The sequence below is a fragment of the Bathymodiolus heckerae thiotrophic gill symbiont genome, assembly GCF_900180345.1.
Lineage (GTDB): Bacteria > Pseudomonadota > Gammaproteobacteria > PS1 > Pseudothioglobaceae > Thiodubiliella.
This window is the reverse complement of record NZ_FXLV01000020.1, coordinates 1-22,127: the sequence shown is the minus strand read 5'-3', so window position 1 is coordinate 22,127 and position 22,127 is coordinate 1. Positions and strand designations below refer to the sequence as shown.

The following is a 22,127-nucleotide window of genomic DNA, read 5'->3' as shown; positions in this document are numbered from 1 at the left end:
AATTCAAGTACTAATTTAGTCTTGAATGCTGAGGTATATTTGGTTCGTTTTTTACTCGTTTTTTACTCCGATTTTTTTGTTTAGTTTAACGGGTTCGAAATAAGAAAAATTAAATTGTTGTCTGAAAATTGTTGGGGTTTTATATTCTTAGCCTTTATAAACAAACAAGACAAAGATAAGACCCATGCTTTTAAAAAAAACTTCAAAATATATGCAATAATGATGTTTGATTTTTTGACGAATCAAGATTTGAATCTCACTCTAAGGCTGTATACGGTTAGTTTGCAAAAAGGAATTAGGGTATAGCTAAAAATTAAACTTGGGCTTAAGAGTTCTGAAAATTTTTTAAAACTCAACAGCCCTTGTAAAGTATAATAAATCTGAAATATCCTGCTAGTTAGTTGAAGTTGACGGGAGAATTCGATAATTCCAATTGGAGTAACCGCTGCTATTGTTTATAGTTAATTTAGTGGTATTTAAGTTCTATATAAAATTATATAAACCTAAGGTAAATTAAAATGAATAAATTAATTAAATTTCTTATAGCAACAATATTTTCATTAACATTAATCTCTTGTGGCGGTGGCGGTGGCGGTGGTGATATGGAAGTTGGTATTAAAGGGGCTGCTCATGCGAATTATATTAAAAATGGCACGATAAAATTATATGGCTTAAAAAATGACAACACTAATCAGTATATAGCCTCTACAACAACAAATGACAAGGGCCGTTATTCATTTTTAGCAAGCGCTATTACTTATGGATATAAAGCTTATATTATTGAAGCAGTTAGTGGTAAGTATGTTGATGAATCAACAGGTAAAACCAGGGAAATTAGTGCAGACCACCCAATACAAAGTATAAGTTATTTACAAAAAGGTGCAATTGAAGAGGTTGCTATTACAACTGCAACAGATATTGTCATTAAAGCACTTAGAAAAGAAGGGAATTTTACTAGAGAAGCAAGAACCGCAGTTGCCAAAAGTGTTGTCAAGGATTTGTTAGGGTCGCTAGCTGATGGTATAGATTTAGATTTATTTGGAACATTGCCTATAGATTTGACCGATAACACCATTGAAGCAGATACGAATCAAAAAGTGTACTCCTCATTAATGTCCGGTTTATCAGAATTACAGGAAGATACTGGAAAAAGCATAACAGAAGTGTCTGATGGTTTATCTTCAGAGCTTGATAGTCAGGATGGTAAAAGCACAAATTCTACCTTATTGTCTCAATTTAGGGAAAGTTTCAAGGCATCTTTAACAAAAGATCAGGATGGTGGTAAAGATACAGGTGTTGACAGTGCCCCTACAGCGGTAAATGCGATAAGCACTAATGCTTATTTGTCCAATGTTGCTTACAAACCAGGTGATACAGTCGTTAAAGATGGTATTGAATATACTTGCAAAAGTTGGGCTAATGGAGGCGGATGGTGCGCTTCTCCTATTTATGCACCCGGTACTCTTTTATCATCAAATGCATGGACAACTGCTGGTGGCACTGCAACTGTAGATGTAACTCAAGAAGAAAATACAAAGAATTTGAACTATTGGTCAAACCAAGTTTATGTTGCGGGAGATAAAATATTTTATAATAATAAAGCTTACGAATGCAAGGGCTGGCCTTATACTGCATGGTGTCAAGCAAGAGAACCCGGTTCAAATGGTTGGAATAGTGCTTGGAAAGAGTACAAAGGTGTGTATACAGTGGTATCTAATATTCAAGGTAAGTTAGACAATCAAAATGATGCAACTATTACTGGAAATCAAGGGGCTCAGGCTAACTTGACTTTAGAAAAACCATTGTTAGGGTTTAGCCAAAGTCAGGGTAAGTACACGTTGTTGATTAGCGCCCCCTATGTCAATGATTCCAACAAACCTGATGGTTATGTATTGTATAAAGATGGTGTGGAAGAAAAAACAGTTGCATGGTCTGATAACGAAGATAGGATAGCCAGTGAGGCTGGTCTAAAAGATGATGTAGTGCATCGCTTTTTTGTTAAAACCTACCATACTCCTAGCGGAGCCCCAGGTCGTATTTTTTCCAGTAGAAGTGTCATTCAAATTGTAGAGGCACAAGTAGCACAAGGAACTCAAAGTAACCAGCCACAATCTTTATTGACAGCAAGTTTGACATCTTGGACAGCGATAGTTGGTCAAAATAGTAATAAAGTTTATATTAATGGTGGCGATGGCGATGGCGATTTTGAAATAAAGAGTTCAGATGAGAGTGTGGCAAGAGTTGTTAAATTGACTAACTACCCTAATCAATTTATTATTGAGGCACTGAAAAATGGCAACGCTTCAATTATAATTTACAAAAAAGCGAGTAGCGACCAAATCTTTGTAAAAAGCAATACAATAAACATTCCTATTGTTGTTTCAAATGCAACATCTTCAGTTTCTAACAAAAAACCAAGCAATCCAGTGATTGCCTGGCTAGCTGCATCTGTGCCGTATGGTGATTTTGGGCTAGAATGGAATATGTGGTGGGGGGATAGAGCCACAACTGCAAAATTATATGTTGATAATGCATTGATAGAGACCAAGACATTGAGTGATTTTAGCGTAACAAAGGGCGCACAAAAAGGAGGGTTTGGCTATGCAAATAATGTTACTAGTGAAACAATTCATAAATTTAAAGTGGTTTTATGTAATGCTGATGTTTGTACTGATAGTAATGAAAAAACAGTTACATTTTTAGCGCAGGGCAATACTGGCACTACTCCACCACCAGAAACAGGAGGTGGGCAAAAACCACCAACTCCACCATCCGACCATGATTTTGAGTTTAATAGCCCACATTTTGCCATCGGATATCTGCCTTCTTGGAGTACCAATTGGTTCAGTGAAACAAATGCAGCAAGTTCTAAAATGGTTGATATAGATCCACTTTACACACATATGGCTATTTCATTTGCAAAGCCTGATGTTGTCTATACCAGTGGTAGCTTTCAAGGTACTGGCATTGGATTTAGCATGCCATTTAATGCTGTTAAAGAAGCAGTAAAACAATTAAAAGCCAAAAATATCAAGGTACTATTAGCAGTAGGTGGCGCTACTTACAACAATTGGACAGCTCTTGCAAACGGACAAGGCGGACATCGACAAGCCTTGGTGGACTTGATAAATGATTTAGACCTAGATGGGCTGGATGTTGATTATGAAATTAGTGGCGTGGATCGTAACAATATTTTGCAATATTATAAATCCATCAATGTTTTGCATTCTATCACACAAGAAACTAATACTTTATTAACTATTGCAGGCTGGTCAACGGGTGCTGATTGTACCGTGCAAACCAAAACTGATAGTTGCAAGGATGATCAAGGTAATTATAAGATTTCTTTCTGGAATGGTAACGCAGGGCGAGAGCGTCTGGTATTTGAAGAAATGAAGAAACAAGATTTAGATCCAAATAATGTATTTGATTATGTTTCTATTATGTCTTATGATGGTAGTTTTAAACGCTTTGATCCAATTCAATCGTATAAAAACTATCGTGAAATATATAATGGAAAATTGGCTATTGGTTTTGAATTGGCAAGTGAGTCTTGGGGAGGTGCAGAATTGGTTTCTACTAACGCAGAAGCCGCTTCTTGTGATGGTATCACTAAGTCTTCTATGTTAGCAGGTGATTCTTATCAAGTATTTACCACAAAAAAAGAATATTCAGTTGAACGAATGATTGATTTTATTAAAAAACAGGATAACAGTGGCATTATGTTGTGGTCTATGTATAAACCAGCAGGAATGGCTCCAGCTTGTAATAAGGCTTTGGATTATGAGGCCTTTAACATCTCTGCTAGGAATTTTTTAGCAGGCAAAGTGCTAACTAAAGATGAGCAATTGAAAAAAGATATTGATGGAATATATGCGCAAATAAATAACTTTAAAACTGGCTCTAACTATACTCAGTTAGTTTCTGATGCAAGCACATTGAATGGCTTTAGTTTAAATCTAACTGTTATTACTGAGAAAATTACACTTGCAAGAAGTGCATATTCTGGCACGAAAGATGCAACGCTAAAAACTAATTTAGAGTCTTATTTAATGGCAATCAACACTTCCTTTGCACAACAAAAAGCACTCTATGATAGTGCTTTATTAAGGCACAGAGCGGAAATTGAAGCAGCAGCAGAACACGCAAGAGCTGTAAAAGTATATGTAAATTTGAGGGCTAGAGTTGATACTGATATAGAAGATATGAAGACAAATCTTGATGCTAGCGTTACTACAGCACTAGCAAGAAGTATCTTTAATAATGATGTAAATACCTCTATTCAAGCTGAAATTGATGCACAAAAGTTGCTTATCAATCAATTTAAATTAAAAGTTTCTACAGAAAAGAGCACTCTAGATATATTGCTTTCTCATATAAGTAACGATTACTCAGAGTCTAATTTACAGGCTTTAGAAGCATTAGAGCAAACTTATATTGCAAAAAAACGCATACTGCAAAATGAATTTGCTACATTAGTGAATGCAGCGATAGCAGCCATTAATGCATTAAAAGATGATGATGATAAGGTAGATGAAGACAATGAGGTTGTAAAACCACCAACACCACCTTCTACAGGTAACACTCCTAGTGCTGTAGTTGAAGTGAATATACTAAGCTATTTTGATCAAGAAGTAAAAATGAATGGCTCGGGTGTTTCTATTGTGCTAACTTATAAAAAAGATGCTGATATTAACTTTAGGGGTGGAAAGATTGTTATTAGTGGTGACGCTCAATATACGCCAGGTGTTAGTGTTCCCACCATGAGTTGGAGTAACCCAACAGAAAGTTATGGTTTTGATGTAACCACTGGTAAGACTTTGACTACTTTAGTATTTGACACTTTTAGCGAAAAATATGTTGATACCTTGTTTGGTGGAATAGGATCAACAATAACAATGAATTTTTGGCCTTCAGCGCCTATTGTATTAAGTAATATTAGTATTGTGCAGGTAACACCAGGAAAAGTCTCAGTAGCGTCAGAAGATCCAGCAAAAGCCAAGCCTAATCGTGCCAACCCTGTTGCATTACAAGTAAAAGGCTGGCCATCAACATTGGCCATGGGAACTGTGACTGATAACGATTTTGGACTTAATCAAAAATTCTCTGATAGTAAAGTTGATGCAATTTTTAAATATGAAGGGGATGGTTTTGGTGACAGAGGTGATGTTATTGAGCCTATCGTGACCATGCAAACTATTAGACAGGCACGCGAGATAGAAGACTTGGATCATAGTAATAAAACTAAAGTTATGCCAACTCTAGTGGTTTATACTGCCAATGGTAGTGGTGGCGGTTTAGCGCCAAATGATATTAAAACTAACTACAAAACAGTAAACTCCATAGATAGTGCTGATAATACAATTATTGCTGATAGTAATTTGGTTAAACACTTTAGAAACACTATTAGGATGGCTGCCAATATGCAAGCCAATAAAGATGCTGATCATCCTAATCCAGCCACTATAGTACTAGACGCTGATTTATTTGGTGAATGGCAGAAAAATAAATTGAATGGTACTTTTCAAAATGAATATTGTGGTGGTAGTGAGGATATTGATTGTGCAACTTATCAGGAGATAAAAATAAGAGAAGCAATGATTATTGCGATTGATGCGGAAAAGGATTATATGGTTAAAAAGTATTCAGCTACTGTCAGCAATTTTAGTAAAACTATAGAGGTTGATCGCTTGGAAATAGTCTATCAACTTGATGCAATTAAAGCAAAAATTATAGAAGATAATATCAAAAATAATATTAAAGGCTGGGTCCAATCACAAAACTTTATGATTAAAGAATTTGCCCCAGATGTTGCTTTTGGATGGGTGATTAACTTATGGAACCCAGGCAGTGCACATTGGGTACATAAGCAATATAAGGGTGAACGCGATATTTGGAATAACGCCTCAAAAGGCGTAGCATTATTTACCAAATGGATTGGTGCTTATGATGATAACGCTTATCGACCGGATTTTTTAACATTTGATAAATACGAACGCGATGGTTTTGGCGCTGCAGGCAAGCCGAGTTATGCTTTTTCTTCTAGGGCATGGGATAACTATTTGATGTATGTTAAACAAGTTACTGACTTTATTGGTACGCCTGCGATGTTGTGGCAAATCCCTGGTGGACATATGGCAACTAATACAGAGGACTTGAGTGGCGAATCTCGCTTATGTATTAGTAATGATTCTAGTAATTGTTTTAGGCATTTAGATACTGCAACACATGGGGGGCATTCTGCATCAGGCGGTTCATATTTTATGGGAGATAAAAAAATTGGCACCGATATTAACAATGTTAGAAAAGATATTTTAGATATTGCTATTAGTGGCACTCATTACAATGGTGCTACCAAAGTTGAAGAATTACTAGCGCAAGACCCAGATCATAATTGGGGCGCAGATGAATTAAGGCACTCAGTGTTCTCTAATGCTTTTGCTATTTTATGGGGTGGTGGTGAAACAACAGGCTCTGTACCTATTTCTACCAATCAAACAGGTGGTTATAATTGGTTAAAAAATAAAATTGTTGATTATAGGTCTAAGGGGGGTGTACCACTATACTATAAAAATGAAGTTGCAAGTGCCAATGCTAGTACATTGACTTCTATTGCCGCTTTAAATACAGAATTAAATAGTGTAAGTACAGCAACTAAAATGAACAACAATGTGTTTTTATTTAATGGTGGTCCTGGTGTAGGCTGGATACCTTCTTCTATCTACAAATGGCAAGATTTTTTAGAGGCATTAAAGGCAATGCACAATACAGGTATTTCAGGTGACAAATACTGGTTATTTGATGCATCTGATAGCGATGAGAAAAAGCAGGAATATGCCAAAGTTGCAATCGCTTCATTTTTAGCACAAAGCATGCAAGAGACCATTCAGTATAATGCGTGTGATGAAAACTCTTGGCAATTTTTTAAAGATGCGTCTAGCAATAAAGCAGTTGCTAAATCTATTGCGAGAGGTGACTTCACAAAAGATCAGCCAATGGATGCAGCTTGCGGACAATTGGGTCAAGTTTATGCAGATTATGGTGTAGATAGTAATGGTGTGGACAATCCTTATTCTTGCCCTAGAACACCAAAAATGGAAGTAACAGCAATAACTAACGCTAAATATTATGGAGCCGCAGGGCCAATGTTTGCCGCACCAGATTCAGTATTGGAAGACTTGGGGTTATTGTTAGATGGCAAGCCTGGTCGCTGGGAAGATACAGGTGAGTGTGATGGAAAACCAGCAACTGCCGATACTTTTAAGGATCCTAAAACTGAAGGCTGGATAAGAGATGACTGTAAAGTTTACAAAGGTCAAAAAGCAGGAAGTTTTGTTTGGGACGGTTCCAGTGTAAAATCAATTCAGGGTTGTGGCTGGTGGGGTCGTGGTGTTATTCAAACTACTGGTAGGCAGAATTTTGGAACACTTAATCACTTTGTTGGCAGAAGTCATGTTGATAAAGATTTGATTGGAACCAATGTCTATTGGTCCAATGGCTCTGTTGAGGTTAAAGCGCCTCCTGCAAATCCACTTTATGCAGATATGGACCTTTGCTCTAATCCAGAATTAATTTGTAGCTCTACTGAGCATCAAGAGATTAAATGGATTGCAGGATTGTTTTACTGGATGAATTCTGTTCAGGCATATAAAGGAAGTGGTAAATATGCAGGATGGGATTATAAAGCAGAACTTAAAAAATATGTTGATAGTGATTTTGGTAAAAATAATTACCAACCATTAAATAATGTATCTTTCATAAATTCTGTATCTGGTATCGTTAATCGTAATTGTCCTGATAGCACATGTCTTGCTGGTGATGTGCATGGTATAGTCAATAGAGCTAATAATTTCAAAAAAGCAATGAAAGGACTAGGGATTAATTTAGATTGATTTATAAGTATTTAAAAAGATTTTGCAATGAAATAAGGGGATTTGTTGCATTTTAAAATTGTAGTCAAAATTTTATTTTTTTAAGTTCTTTGTTTGATATAGTTATTTTAGGGAATTATATGCTTAAAAAAAGATTCACTCAGCCACTGGGTGTAAAACCCCTACAGAAAAGATGTCTGCATTGAAAAAAATAACTTGAAATGCACCTAAGTTGATTAGACCATTACAGTCTTTATTGTATTAAAAAAAGCTTATTATCACACTCCCTTTTTTTCTACTCATACTTTGAGTAATGTTAATTGTGAATTTTTTTGATTACCTAGATGAAAGTGAGGTTAGAGTAAGATTTTTTCGATTTGTACAGAGTTGATAAAGTCTTGCTGCCAGTTTTTGCCGAGCTGCTGTTCGGCGATTAATTCGATTGGATAGATGGGTTCAATGTTGGTTGTATCGCTGTAGCGGGATAAGCCTTGACGACAGGCAGGACAGGTGGTGAGCATTTTGGTTGGTTTTTTGCTGGTCTTTATGGTTGTTAAATCTTTTTTTATTTCGGCTTCTTTGCGGAATTTCACTTGTTTGGCAATATCGGGGCGAGCAACTGCAAAAGTGCCAGCTTCACCACAACAGCGGTCATTGTTGATGACTTTGGTGTTCATAATTTCAGAGATGACAACGGCTGAATCTTTTGATTTAATTGGGTCATGGCACGGGGCATGATAGAGATACTGCTCGCCTGTATTGTCAAGGGTTACTTTGTTTTCCAGTAGATATTCGTGAATGTCTGAAAGGCTTGCGTCTTTAAAAATATCGCTTAATTCATAAGTCAGTAATTGGTCGATGCAAGTGCCACAAGAAGTTAATATATGCTTGATGTCTAAATAATTAAGTGTATTCGCCATACGATGAAAAAGTACACGATTATCGGTGGCAATTTCTTTGCCTTTGTCGGCATATCCGCCTGCAGTTTGTGGGTAGCCACAGCACAAGTAGCTGGGTGGTAAAACTACTCGAACACCTTGATGATAAAGTAAGGCGATAGTGGCTAAGCCGATATTGGAATAAAGGCGCTCAGAACCGCAGCCGGGAAAGTAAAACACACTGGGCGAGTTGGCGTTTGATTTTTCAGGATGTGCCAAAATCGGCACACTGCCTGCATCATTAATATTCAGCAGGCTTCTCAGTGGTGCAGCGCCTGTGTCAGTAGGCAAGGGCTTATCCAAAATCGTGGTTAACTCTATGAAAGCGCTAGGCTTACCAATGGTTTTATTGGGTTGTTTTTTGCGTAGTGGTTTGCTGAGTTTGTAGGCAATATTTTGCACCTTGTAACTAAAATCAATCAGTAATTTTTTGGTGAGGTTGATTTGCCACGGCTTGGTCATATTGAGATAAGCAATTGATGCCTTGGCAGCAATATTAGTATGTCTTTGTTTTTGCTTGATCAAAATGCTTTTCATTTTGATAGAAACATCGCCAAAATCAATGTTGACAGGGCAAGGCTTCTCGCAACGATGGCAAATGGTACAGTGGTCGGCTATATCGTTAAACTCAGCAAAGTGATTGAGTGAAACGCCTCGGCGTGTTTGCTCCTCATATAAAAATGCTTCAGAGATTAAATTCGTACCGATAATTTTGTCGCGCGGCGAATAAAGTAGATTAGCCTCTGGAACATGAGTGGTGCATACGCCTTTGCACTTGCCGCAACGCAGGCAGGATTTTACCATGTCGTTAATTTCACCAATTTCGCTACTTTCTAGGATAAGTGCCTCTTGCTCAACCAAACGAAGTGAGGGGGTAAAGGCGTTACTCAAATCACTTCCAGGCATTAATTTGCCTTTGTTAAAGTATCCATTCGGGTCAATTTTGGCTTTGTAGTCGGCAAATTCTTGCTTGAATTCAGCAGATAAATATTGGTATTTAGTGAGACCAATGCCGTGTTCACCTGAAATAACGCCGCCGAGCTGTTCGGCTAAAATCATAATTTCATCTACCAGCGTTTCAGCAGATGCCAGCATTTGTGTGTTGTGCGAATGCACGGGAATATTGGTATGCACATTGCCATCGCCAGCGTGCATATGTGTGGCAATAAACAAACGATTTTCACGGTATTTGCTGTGGATGGTTTTCACTTGCTGGCGGATTTGGGTAAACACATCGCCCATTAGTAAATCATTTAAGGGCTGAGAAAAATCATGGATATAAGAAATCACTTGCTTGCCAGTTTGCAGGTCTTTAAATCCAACTTCTTGATAGAGGCTTGTTAGTGCCTGCTGCCACTGTGTATTAACTGTGTCAAGTAAAGATAGCGCATGATTGATTTTGTCTTTTATAAGACTAGTGTCTGGTTCAATGCTGTGAAAATAAGCTTTAATACCATCCAATGTGGCAAGTTTGTTCTCAATTGACAAACGAATGTTGATACGCTCAATACCGTGGCTGTAATCCCCCAATTTGTCCAGTGGAATCACCACATCTTCATTGATTTTAAAGGCGTTGGTGTGGGCGGCAATGGCGGCAGTATTGGCACGGTCTTGCCAAAAATTTTGGCGTTTTTCTAGTGATTGTGCTACAAAGCATTCCCCGCCTCTGTCGTGTGTTAAAGTGGTAATTTTTTCGATTTGAGTGTTTAATAAGTCTTGATTATTTGCACTAATATCAATCAGCAACACCATCTTTGGCAACTCGGCTAGATTGGCTTTTGTGGTGTAATTTACTGCTTTGATATAGCGTGCATCAAGGTGCTCCATACCTATTAAATCAACATTAGCATCGTTATCGACACTGTTTTTAATGGCAACAATAGCAGACACGGCTTTGTCTAAATCATAGCCGAAAAACTCTAAACACAAGGTGTTGATATGTTCTAGTGGTTGGTGCAAGATGAATTCAGCAGAAGTAATAAAACCATCACAGCCTTCTTTTTGAATACCAGGCAATCCATCTAAAAATTTATTGGTAACATCTTTGCCCAAGCCACTTTTACGCAGTGTTTTGGTGTCAATAGTTAGCGTTTCAAATTTGATTGAAGATTTCCCATCTTTTTTCAGATGGTGAATTTCAAAACTCACTGCACTTAGTAGTTGAATCTTGTCTTGGTTGTGATTAAGACGCTTAATCTGTAGCCACTTGCCATCAGGCATCACCATCTTCCAAGAAAGTAGATTGTCAATCGTTGTGCCCCATCTGAGTGCTTTTTTACCGCCTGCATTCATTGCTACATTACCACCAATAGTACAGGCATCTTGTGAAGTTGGATCTACTGCAAAAACAAGATTGTTTGCCGTTGCCACTTCGCTGACTCGCTTGGTAATTACCCCTGCGCCAACATTCACACTGTGCATATTGTTGTGGGTTTGAACTTTATCAATAAAACTGAGTTTTTCGGTGTTAATCACCGCAGTTTGTGTGTTCAGCGGAATAGCGCCACCTGTGTAGCCTGTGCCACCGCCACGAGGGATAATGGTTAACCCCAATTTAATGCAAGTTTTGATAATAGCGGCAATTTCAAATTCGGTATCTGGCGTAATTATCACTGCAGGATATTCAACCCGCCAGTCCGTTGCATCCGTTGCATGGGAGGCGCGTGATAAGGCATCAAAACGAATATTGTTATTGTGGGTAACTTTGAGCAGTGCTTTTTTAATGCGATTTTGATTGCTTTGAAATTCACTTAAACACGATTTAAAATCATCTACTGCTTGGTCAGCACTGCGTAACAATTCAAGCACTTTTTCATTACCGTCAGAGCGTATGCGAATTTGATTTAGACGAGAATATAACGCCTCAGTGAGAGACTTCCAGCGGCGTTTATTTTTGATTAAGTCTTCTTGCAAATAAGGGTTTCGATTGACCACCCACATATCGCCCAGCACTTCAAATAGCATTTTGGCACTACGACCAGTATTGCGATTTTCTCGTAATTGATTTAACAAATCCCATGATGACTCACCAAGGAAACGATGCACAATTTCTTTGTCAGAAAATGAAGTATAGTTATAGGGAATTTCGCGATATTGTTGCAATTGAGAATAGGGTAATTAAAGTTGGATTATTTTACTACGAGACCTTTGCATAAATAGGGATGATTAGCAAAATTCAATTTTTGCCAGATTGGTGATTTTATTAAACCTTGTCCTAGCAGGGCTAAGGCTGGGTTTAAAAAATCGCCAAGCGGGTGAAAAGTGGATTTTTGATGATTATTCATATTTATGCAAAGGTCTCACTATGAGACCCCTGTATAAATATGGTTGATTAACAAAATTCAATTTTTGCCAAGTGGGTGAAAAGTGGATTGTTGATAATTATTCATATTTAGGTAAAAGGTCTCATTATAATAACTGCTTATTGTTTTATTCGAGGTTATTATGTTGTGGGTAAAGGCATTTCATATTATTAGTATTATCACTTGGTTTGCGGCATTATTCTACTTACCTCGTTTGTTTGTTTATCACGCTATGAGTAACGATACAACAAGTATTGAGCGTTTTAAAATCATGGAACGCATACTTTATCGTGGCATTATGATGCCAAGTTTTATTTTAGCAACGATATTAGGGGCTTGGATGGTGATAGACAGTTGGGCATTTTATGCAACGCAATATTGGTTACACGCTAAATTAGCACTGGTTGTTCCATTGATTGCTTATCATTTTTATTGTGGGCATTTGCTTACTGTGTTTAAGCAAGATAAAAACACGCATTCGCATATTTTCTACCGTTGGTTTAACGAATTTCCCGTATTGTTATTAGTGGCAATTGTTATTCTAGTGGTGGTTAAACCTTTTTAGAAAAATTCTCAGCCAGCGCCTCGTAGATAGGCTGGTGATAAATTTGTTTAGAAATAAAATTAGCAATAAAAGCCACCATCAATCCTGGAATGAGCAAATGTAGGCTTAGTGTCATTTCAAGAATGACAAATGTTGAGGTGAGCGGCGCTCTAATCACCGCACTCAAATACCCAATCATTGTCATTATTATTACAACTTGTACACTAATTTTCGAGCCAACACTTGTCATTAATCCTGCCACTTCAGCACCAAGTCCTGCACCAATCGAAATGCTTGGCATAAAGACACCACCTGGGATGGTGGAGATAAAGGAAGTTAAAACAGCAAAATATTTTGTAATGACAAAATCTAGCCCTATTGAGCCATTGTTTAATATTTGTAAAACCTCAGCGTGTCCAGAACCTGCAATTTTCCCCTTTGACAAATAGTTAAAAAATGCCACAATAATTCCCAAACATAGTGCTATAAGCAAAACTTTAACTTTGCTATTTGCAATTAATTTACCCATCAAATAAAGACTTAATTTAGAAAACAATCCTCCCAAAACACCTGCAATAATCGCCAAAGGAAACAGCTGCCAGACTAAGGTTAAATCAAATGAATATGAGGATAAATCAGTCAAATAAGGTGCATTACCACGCATAGAAACTGCCAGTAAATAGATAAAGAAACTGACAATTGCAATCAAAATAAAGGCTTGTTTTTTTAGTTTTCTACCAATCTCTTCATAGACAAATAACATTCCAGCAATCGGCGCGTTAAAAGCCACAACCAGCCCAGCGCTACCACCAATAGCAATTAAAGCATGAATTAAAAGCTTGCGATTGAGTTTAATAAAGCGATTAAATCCATAAAAAATTGAGCCACCAATATGAATACTTGGCCCTTCAATGCCAATTGGTGCACCGCCTAACATTGCTAGAAAAATAGTGCTTATTTTCCCTGTTGCCACTCTAAATGAAAGCAATCTTTCACGAATGGGTTTGTTCCGAAAGTCTGTTGCTGCGATTAACTGCGGGATGCCACTGCCTTGTATAAAGTGGCAATAATATTTAGCAAAATAAATAATACTGACGAAGGTAATTGGCGTAATAATAAAACTTAAAATAGGTTGTTGAGCAATTAACACTCTAAAAGTATGTTGTGAAAATTCACTAATTTGCAAGAAAAAAGTAATGGCAATCACCGTTAAAATACTAGCAAGTATCAGCGATGCGTAAGTTTTTAATTCACGAGGAAAATGGTGGACAATGTATTTTTTCACATTTTATTGCAAAAAATCCCCGTGGATAGATACCTGTCTCCTCGGTCGCATACAATGGTTACAATCACGGCATTGTTCACTCGCTTGGATAGCTCAATTGCAGTAGAGACTGCACCGCCACTGGATATTCCAGCAAAAATACCTTCTTGAGTAGCTAAATCTCGGGTGGTTTGTTCGGCGGCAGTTTGCGAGATATCCATGATTACATCAACTTTAGAAGCATCAAAGATTTTAGGTAGATATGCCTTTGGCCAGCGCCGAATGCCTGCAATTTTTGCCCCATCTTCAGGCTGAACGCCAACAATTTGCACAGTAGAATTTTTGGCTTTCAGAGTAGTTGACACCCCCATAATCGTGCCAGTTGTTCCCATGGCAGAGACAAAATGCGTGATTTTACCCTCTGTATCTTGCCAAATTTCCTCAGCAGTTGTATTGACATGTGCACCTGAATTATCTACATTAGAAAATTGGTCAAGTTGTTTGCCCTTGCCATCTTTTTCCATCTTATCAGCCAAGTCCCTAGCACCCTCCATGCCTTTTTCTTCACTCACTAAAATTAACTCAGCACCATACGCTGCCATTGCATCACGCCGTTCTTGCGAAAGATTGCTCGGCATAATCAATACCATTTTATACCCCTTAATTGCCGCCACCATCGCTAAGGCAATGCCCGTATTGCCACTGGTAGCCTCAATTAGCGTATCACCTGTGCTAATCTCACCACGCACTTCAGCTTGAGTAATCATATTAAACGCCGCACGATCTTTCACCGAACCTGCGGGATTGTTACCTTCAAGTTTAAGTAAGATAGTGTTGCTAGGATTGGGGTTTAAGCGTTGGAGTTTAACGAGTGGGGTGTTGCCAATGGTTTGTTCTATAGTTTGATATTTCATAATTTATATTGACAATTTTTTAGATTTTCAATGTTATTTTTTTGTAGAAAATTAGTGCCTCTTGACCAAAGTTTATTAAAATTACAGTTTCTTAATTTTCCTACAAGGTTGGCTTTAATGAATTTACTTGTAAATTCCTCTTTATTGGAAGCATCAAATGCAGTAAATAACTGCTTTTTACTTTGTTCACACATATAACTTAATTCATCTTCCAAGTTTTTACTTTGAACAATTAAACAAATGTTATATTTTTTTAATTTCTTAAGGTTGTCTTTGAACCATTTCACGCTTTTTAATGCATCGGTATCAATGATAAAATATAGTTTTAGTCTCTTTCGTAATGGCAAAGTTCTTTCAATACTTGTAAATTTATCTTGCCAAAGGTTGAATTTTTTAATCCTTCCGGGTTTGATTATTTGCCTGTCTTTTAAATAAGTTATTAGTTTTTTCTCACTCTCTCCTTCGTAAAAATATAAAACTTGTCGCATTACAAAAAATCCTCAATTTTACTGGTATCGGGCAAAGTGCCAAATACATCGTTTTTTACATAACCCAATAAACCTCTATCATTTTTGGTATATCCTAATTTCCCAGGATGTAAAACCTTGATAAATTTATTCTTTTTCATAAAAGTGTAACTGTGGTTTGGCAAGTTCATTTCTAAGATATCGTAGTTATGTGTTGTGTAGAAAAATTGAGAATTTGGTTTTAATTTTTCAATGATTAAATTTAGTATTGAAATTTCTATTTCTGAATGCGAATATGCCATTTTTTCATCCAAGAAAAATGTGCCACCATCGTTTAATATTATATAGTTTAAAAAATCAGCAACCTCAATAGACTCTATTGTTCCTCTTGAGAATCTTTCGTGATTTATTATTTTTCCATCTTTAATAAAGGCCTCATCATTATTGGCAAACTTAACAATGTAAGAATCTTCTTCACTTTCTGAGATTTTACTAACGCTTAATATTGAATTATCAAAAGATTTTAGAATGGCTTCTAAAATGGGCATATTTGGCGTATTGGTTTTTAACTTATTGGAATTGTTAAAATCATTGTATTTGTAATTCCAAGTAGGGAATTCTTCACACAATGTTTGACCTAAAGAATGGGCAACAGATTTAAAGCCAGGATTTTCAACACTATGCTTGTTGTTTTCATCGTATGTAAAACGAGGAGGTGAATTTTCTACAGCCAATAAAGTTTTATCTAAATTATAAGTTTTTTTTAATTTACAAACTGTGTGTTGTTCAAAAATCAAGCGTTCGACATTAAATTTAATTAACAACTTGTGTATTTCCTTGCTTTGTGGGGTTATGTATATAATTTCAGTTTCGGCATTTTTATTCTTATCACATATTGAGTCTGAAAAATTTTTCACATCCTTTCCCACTAAATAATTGTTAATAGAGCACATTATTTTGCCCAATGAGGTTTTCCCAGAAGCATTTGCCCCCATTAAGATACAAACCTTTTTGTAATTTATTTTTGGAAAATCCGTTAAAAATTCCCCCTCTATGGTTGAATTGGCTATTTTTTTAGGATAAGTAAAGTCAAACTCAGTATTCTTAAACATATAAAAATTGTCAATTTTTAATTTTAGAAAAATCATATTTTTATTCCAATATTTGGATTTAAATTGTGATTATACTAAAAATTACATATTGCGTGTAAAGATGTTTAACTTGGCTCGCCTATTTATTGCATTATGAGAGACCTTTGCATAAATATGAATAATCATCAAAAAACCACTTTTTACTAACTTGGTAATTTTTTTAAACCCAGCCTTAGCCTTGCTAGGACGGAGTTTAAAAAAATACCAATTCAACAAAAATTGAGCTTTTTACATATTACTTAAAATCGCCTTTTTAACCTCTTCCATCACTGGATTGATGTTAATCATTTCATCTTTACATTGAGCAATGGCAGTATCAGGGTCCTTTAAGCCATGACCTGTTAGTGTGCAGACGATTTTAGAGCCTTCGGGGATTTTTCCGCTTTTAATGTCAAGCATTGCACCTGCCAGTGAGGTGGCTGAGGCGGGTTCGCAGAAAATACCTTCTTTTTCGGTGAGTAGTTTTTGCGCACTTAAAATATCTTCATCGCTGATGGCATCAAACCAACCATTTGATTCTTTTTTAACCTTGTGGGCTAGATCCCAGCTTTGTGGGTGGCCAATGCGAATAGCGGTGGCAATAGTCTCAGGATTATCAACCATTGCACCTTTGACAAAAGGCGCAGCGCCTGCTGCTTGGTAGCCCACCATTTTAGGGGTGTTGTTGGCTTTGCCATCTTGATGATATTCTGTATATCCTATCCAATGGGCAGAGATATTGCCCGCATTGCCAACTGGCAGGCAGTGATAATCAGGCGCATCGCCTAACTCTTCTACAATCTCAAAAGCTGCTGTTTTTTGTCCTTGCAGACGAAAAGGATTGATTGAATTGACAATAGACACAGGCGCATGGTCGGCCACTTCTTTGACCAAGCGCATACCATCATCAAAATTACCTTTGATTTGAATAATCACCGCACCGTGTATCATTGCTTGGGCGAGTTTCCCCAGTGCAATTTTCCCCTCAGGAATAAGTACAAATGCTTTAATACCCGCACGCGCCGCATAAGCCGCTGCTGATGCCGAAGTATTGCCTGTGGAAGCGCAAATAATCGCTTTAGAGCCAGCTTCTACTGCCTTGGTTACTGCCATGGTCATACCACGGTCTTTAAATGAACCAGTTGGGTTAAGCCCTTCATATTTCACATAAATATCCACATCTTTGCCTAATAGGGCGGGGATATTTTCTAAGCGAATAAGAGGCGTATTGCCCTCGCCTAAACTGATAAATTTTGTATTTTTATCAACAGGCAATCTGTCTTGGTAATGGTTAATTAGTCCTGTATATCTCATAATATTTTTCCTCTAATCCAGTGTTTCCACATGAATGATTTTAACGGTTTCTTGAATAAAATTCTTCTTTTGAATATCAATAACTGCTGCATTTATATTGCCAGTTTTCACTTGATTGGTGATAATGGCAATGTGTGCGTTGTTTTGTGCGTCAATTTGCTTTTGTACGACGGATTCTACACTAATATTATGGCTCGCAAGAATTGAGGTAATATCCGCCAACACGCCCGTTTCATCAGTCGCTAATAAACGCAAGTAGAAAATACTTTTAATCTCATTCTGATTTTGGCTTGGCATTGCTTTGAGCGACTGCCAACCCAAAATATCACTACTCACCGTGCCTTTAATAATATCTACTAAATCAGCAATCACCGCACTTGCCGTAGCCTCATCGCCCGCACCTGCGCCATAATAAAGTGTCGATCCAACAGCATTTCCTTTAATCAACACGGCATTCATCACCCCATCAACATTGGCCAACAAACGCGATTTTGGAATCAGTGTTGGATGTACACGCATTTGCACTTCGCCATTAATGTTTTTAGCAATACCCAAGTGTTTAATCGAATAGCCTAATTCAGTCGCAAAAGCCACATCTTCGCCACTTATTTGGCTAATGCCTTCGGTAGAGACTTTGTCAAACTGCAATTCACAGCCAAAAGCAATGGCGGCTAATATGGCTAATTTGTGTGCCGCATCAATGCCTTCTACATCAAAAGTTGGGTCAGTTTCGGCATAGCCTAAATCTTGTGCTTCTTTTAACACATCGGCAAAATCTCTGCCTTTATCACGCATTTCAGTGAGGATGAAGTTACCCGTGCCGTTGATAATACCAGTCACCATTTCAATTTTATTGGCACTTAAGCCTTGTTCTAAGGATTTAAGGATAGGAATACCGCCAGCTACAGCTGCCTCAAATAGCAAATGTAATTTGTTGGCTTTTGCCAAGTTTAACAATTCATTGCCATGCGTGGCAATGAGCGCTTTGTTTGCCGTAATCACATGTTTGCCGTTCTTGATTGCCACCGCAACCAACTCCTTAGCCAAACTTGTGCCACCCATCAACTCTAATACCACATCAATTGATGTGGTATTTACCACTTCAAACGGGTCTTGTGTGAGTTGAATGCCTTCTGTTGAGCATATGCGCGATTGATCAAGTTCTCTAACAGCGGCATGCGTTACTTGGATTTGCACGCCCGTGCGCCTGAATAATTCAGCCTGATTTTTTGCCAAAACATTCACCACGCCACCACCAACAGTGCCCAGCCCTAAAATCCCTATATTCACGAGTTAAATCCTTTTTAAATAATATTTAATAAGGGGTAGATTATACCAATTGGATATTGCTGTATAAAAGTATTAGAGTGAGACCTTTGCATAAATATGGATGATTAGTAGAATTCAATTTTTGTTAAACTGGTATTTTGTTAAACTCTGCCCTAACAAGGTTAAGTCTGGATTTAAAAAAATTACCAAGTTAGTAGAAAGTGGATTTTTGATGATTATTCGTATTTATGCAAAGGCCTTAGAGTATGAATTTTATTTGATTTTGTCTAAAACAATAGCAGAGCACTTGAATGGGCGTGAATAATGTGTGGGAATAATGTGTTTATTATTAAACAACACAGGCGCTAAAGACTTGAGCATATCTTCATAAATTGATCGCTTGAAATCAACAACTGCCTCAATAGGATGCCAATACTCCACCCATTTCCAGTCGTCAAACTCAATATCTGAGTGCGTGTCTAGCTTAATACTGTCCTCCTTTGCTGTGAGTTTTAACAAAAACCAAACCTGTTTTTGACCAATACAAATTGGCTTTTTTTTGCGTCTTATATGGCGTTTTGGCAAGTCATAACGCAGCCATTTTGGGGTTTTGGCAATGACGATCACATGCTTAGGAGACAATCCAATTTCTTCGCCAAGCTCACGAAACAAGGCCTCAAGCTCGCTTTCATCCTCGTCAATGCCACCTTGTGGTAGCTGCCAAGCATCTTGGTCGTGGCGTTTGGCTAAGAGTATCTGCTGTTTATCGTTGGTAATAACAATACCAACATTGGCACGATACCCCTCTTTGTCAATCATAGAAAAGGGTGGTTATGATTAAATTGTTAGTCATCACCAGAAAATACACCCAGTATGCTTAACAAGTGCACAAATATATTAAAGATTGAAACAAACAAACTGACGGTTGCCATGATGTAGTTAGTTTCGCCACCGTGGATAATATTTGAGGTTTCAAATAAAATAAAACCACTCATTAGCAGAATGATAACTGCAGAAATAGTAAGCGACAAAACAGGTATTTGCATAAAATAATTAGCAATAAGTGCAAGCACAACGACCACCAGCCCAACCATAAGCATACCACGCATAAAGCTAAAATCTTTGCCAGAGGTAATAACATAAAAAGACAAGGTTAAAAATATCAAACCCGTACCTGCCATCGCCATAGATATTAACTCAGCACCATTAGAAAAAGCACTGATATATGAACTAAGCATTGGACCCAATGTAAGACCCATAAAGCCAGTAAGTGCAAATACTGCCAAAATTCCACCCGCTGAATTTTTTAATTTATTGGTTAAATACAACAAGCCAAGATAACCACCAAGCGTGATTAATAAACCAAAGTGGGGTAGCTGTAAATACATCGATAAATAAGCCATTAGTCCACTAAAAATCAGGGTTGCCGATAGTAATTGGTAAGTATTAACTAAAACACGATTTAGCCTTACAGCTCTACTTTGTGCTATGGTATTCATTTGAGTTATCCTTTGTGTAAAATTGTCTATTTTATTATGAAAACAGCGTGCGATGAAACTAATTTTAGGTAATGGAAAAACCGCACAATCAATAGCACATTTCTTAAACAGGAATAATATTGTATTTACGCTACTTAAGGATACTAGAAAAATTAAAGACAAAGATGTCTTACAAGGAATTGACGAGATTTTTGTCTCACCGGGTATTCCACAAACGCAAAACATCATTCTTTGGGCAAAAGCGCAAAATATCCCCATTACCAGCGATATTGAGTTATTCTCACACTATGCAAAAGCACCAATTATTGGCATTACTGGCTCTAACGGCAAATCAACCGTTACCCAATTATTAGGCGATATGATTACCAATAACAATAAAAAAGTCGCAGTGGGTGGCAACATCGGCAAGCCTGCACTTGATTGCCTATCCCCTGAGGTTGATTTTTATGTACTTGAACTCTCAAGCTACCAGCTTGATTACACACAGAATTTAAATCTACTCACCGGCGTAGTACTTAACATCACTCCCGACCACCTAGACCGATACCCCAGTTTTGAGCATTATGTCAACTCCAAACTCAGTCTATACCAACACTGCCAAACCAAGGTTATCAACAGCGATGAGACCCTAGTATCTCAAGACCCATCCGCCAAGCATTTCGGCATTGATATACCCAAGCAAGACAGCGATTTTGGCACGGTTACCTGCCACGGCAGTTGTTATTTCTTAAAAGGCAACGATATGTTAATGGCCGTTAATGAAATGCAACTAATCGGCGAACACAATGTTACCAATATCCTAGCCGCACTATCCCTAGGCGATCAAATCGGCTTAGATATTGCGCCAATGGTTGAGTGCGTCAAGGCTTTTAAAGGACTAGAACACCGCCTAGAATGGGTAGTAAAAAAACAAAACATTGATTACTACAACGACTCCAAAGCCACTAACGCTATTTCCACCATCAAAGCCATTAAAGCCCTGATTAGCAGACATCAAACCATCAGTCTAATCCTCGGTGGCATCCCAAAAGACGAAGACTACAGCAAACTATTCGCCTTAATAGACCAACACATCACCAGCGTCATCCTCATCGGTCAAAGCACCAACACCTTCAAAAACCACCTAAAAACCACCCAAATCACTCAAGCCAACTCAATGCAAGCCGCCGTTGATATTGCCAGTAATACCAATTGCGAAGCCGTGCTATTATCCCCAGCCTGTGCCAGTTTTGATATGTTTGATAATTTTGAGCATCGGGGGCGGGTGTTTAAAGAAGAAATAAAAACTAAATATTAATATTTTTGTATTACTTGGGTGTAGACATATTATATTTTTATATGTATAATTTCCAAAATAGACATTAATGATGAAGTTATGAGGTTAAAAGATATTGCCACAATTAAAACAGGTTTGGTGCTTTCACGCAAGAAAGCAGCACGCTATGATGTGCAAAAAAAATATCAGAAAATCACTTTAAAATCTTTTTCTAATTCAACACAGATTAACCCAAACTCTTTAGATGAGTTTGTTTCTAATAGCGAAGTCAAGCAAGAGTATTTAACCCAAACAAATGATATTATTATCAGACTAAGAGCGCCAAATATCGCCCTCTAT

Annotated in this window: 13 protein-coding genes and 1 pseudogene; 4 read left to right on the top strand and 10 right to left on the bottom strand. The window is 37.5% G+C overall.

The window, feature by feature from the left end; genetic code table 11:
* The first annotated feature begins 518 nt into the window (after positions 1-518).
* Entirely contained in the window at positions 519-7,892 is a 7,374-nt protein-coding gene (locus tag CRYPD_RS08410; RefSeq protein ID WP_138146230.1) for a glycosyl hydrolase family 18 protein, read from the top strand.
* A gap of 335 nt (positions 7,893-8,227) precedes the next feature.
* Here the strand turns inward: CRYPD_RS08410 and CRYPD_RS03695 are convergent, their stop codons facing one another.
* Positions 8,228-11,911 carry a DUF3683 domain-containing protein gene (locus CRYPD_RS03695; protein WP_138146228.1) on the bottom strand — a complete coding sequence of 1,228 codons (3,684 nt, stop codon included), beginning with the start codon at positions 11,909-11,911 and terminating at the stop codon, positions 8,228-8,230.
* A 26-nt stretch (positions 11,912-11,937) separates the two neighbouring features.
* Positions 11,938-12,093, bottom strand: a complete 156-nt coding sequence (locus CRYPD_RS07930; protein WP_171004306.1) for a hypothetical protein — start codon at positions 12,091-12,093, stop codon at positions 11,938-11,940.
* A gap of 160 nt (positions 12,094-12,253) precedes the next feature.
* On the opposite strand from CRYPD_RS07930, the gene hemJ reads away from it, so the two are divergent.
* Positions 12,254-12,676 (top strand): protoporphyrinogen oxidase HemJ, encoded by a 423-nt coding sequence (gene hemJ, locus CRYPD_RS03690; RefSeq protein WP_138146227.1) that lies wholly within the window; start codon positions 12,254-12,256, stop codon positions 12,674-12,676.
* Here the strand turns inward: hemJ and CRYPD_RS03685 are convergent.
* The 8 genes from CRYPD_RS03685 to CRYPD_RS03650 all read right to left on the bottom strand — a co-directional run bounded on the left by CRYPD_RS03685 (position 12,663) and on the right by CRYPD_RS03650 (position 20,512).
* The gene (locus CRYPD_RS03685) at positions 12,663-13,940 is read right to left on the bottom strand and encodes a chloride channel protein (RefSeq protein ID WP_138146225.1); all 1,278 of its coding nucleotides are present in this window, start codon (positions 13,938-13,940) and stop codon (positions 12,663-12,665) included. The two genes, hemJ and CRYPD_RS03685, sit on opposite strands and share 14 nt — an antisense overlap.
* Entirely contained in the window at positions 13,937-14,833 is an 897-nt protein-coding gene (cysM, locus tag CRYPD_RS03680; RefSeq protein ID WP_138146224.1) for a cysteine synthase CysM, read from the bottom strand. The genes CRYPD_RS03685 and cysM overlap by 4 nt, the downstream gene beginning before the upstream one ends.
* The gene (locus CRYPD_RS03675; protein WP_138146223.1) at positions 14,830-15,321 is read right to left on the bottom strand and encodes a hypothetical protein; all 492 of its coding nucleotides are present in this window, start codon (positions 15,319-15,321) and stop codon (positions 14,830-14,832) included. The genes cysM and CRYPD_RS03675 overlap by 4 nt, the downstream gene beginning before the upstream one ends.
* Entirely contained in the window at positions 15,321-16,217 is an 897-nt protein-coding gene (locus tag CRYPD_RS03670; protein WP_138146222.1) for an ATP-binding protein, read from the bottom strand. Before CRYPD_RS03670 ends, CRYPD_RS03675 begins: the two co-directional genes overlap by 1 nt.
* A 462-nt stretch (positions 16,218-16,679) precedes the next feature.
* Positions 16,680-17,744, bottom strand: a complete 1,065-nt coding sequence (thrC, locus tag CRYPD_RS03665) for a threonine synthase (protein WP_138146221.1) — start codon at positions 17,742-17,744, stop codon at positions 16,680-16,682.
* 12 nt (positions 17,745-17,756) lie between these two features.
* Positions 17,757-19,034: a homoserine dehydrogenase gene (locus CRYPD_RS03660; protein ID WP_138146220.1), complete on the bottom strand. Its 1,278-nt coding sequence runs from the start codon at positions 19,032-19,034 to the stop codon at positions 17,757-17,759.
* A gap of 252 nt (positions 19,035-19,286) precedes the next feature.
* Positions 19,287-19,832: an RNA pyrophosphohydrolase gene (locus tag CRYPD_RS03655; RefSeq protein WP_138146219.1), complete on the bottom strand. Its 546-nt coding sequence runs from the start codon at positions 19,830-19,832 to the stop codon at positions 19,287-19,289.
* A 26-nt stretch (positions 19,833-19,858) separates the two neighbouring features.
* A complete protein-coding gene (locus tag CRYPD_RS03650) occupies positions 19,859-20,512 on the bottom strand; it encodes a Bax inhibitor-1 family protein (RefSeq protein ID WP_138146218.1) in 654 nt (217 codons plus the stop codon).
* Positions 20,513-20,564: 52 nt separating this feature from the next.
* On the opposite strand from CRYPD_RS03650, the gene murD reads away from it, so the two are divergent.
* Both murD and CRYPD_RS03640 read left to right on the top strand, forming a co-directional pair.
* Entirely contained in the window at positions 20,565-21,809 is a 1,245-nt protein-coding gene (gene murD, locus CRYPD_RS03645) for a UDP-N-acetylmuramoyl-L-alanine--D-glutamate ligase (protein WP_138146217.1), read from the top strand.
* Between the two features lie 78 nt (positions 21,810-21,887).
* Positions 21,888-22,127 (top strand): annotated as a pseudogene (locus CRYPD_RS03640) (restriction endonuclease subunit S); the annotation flags it as partial.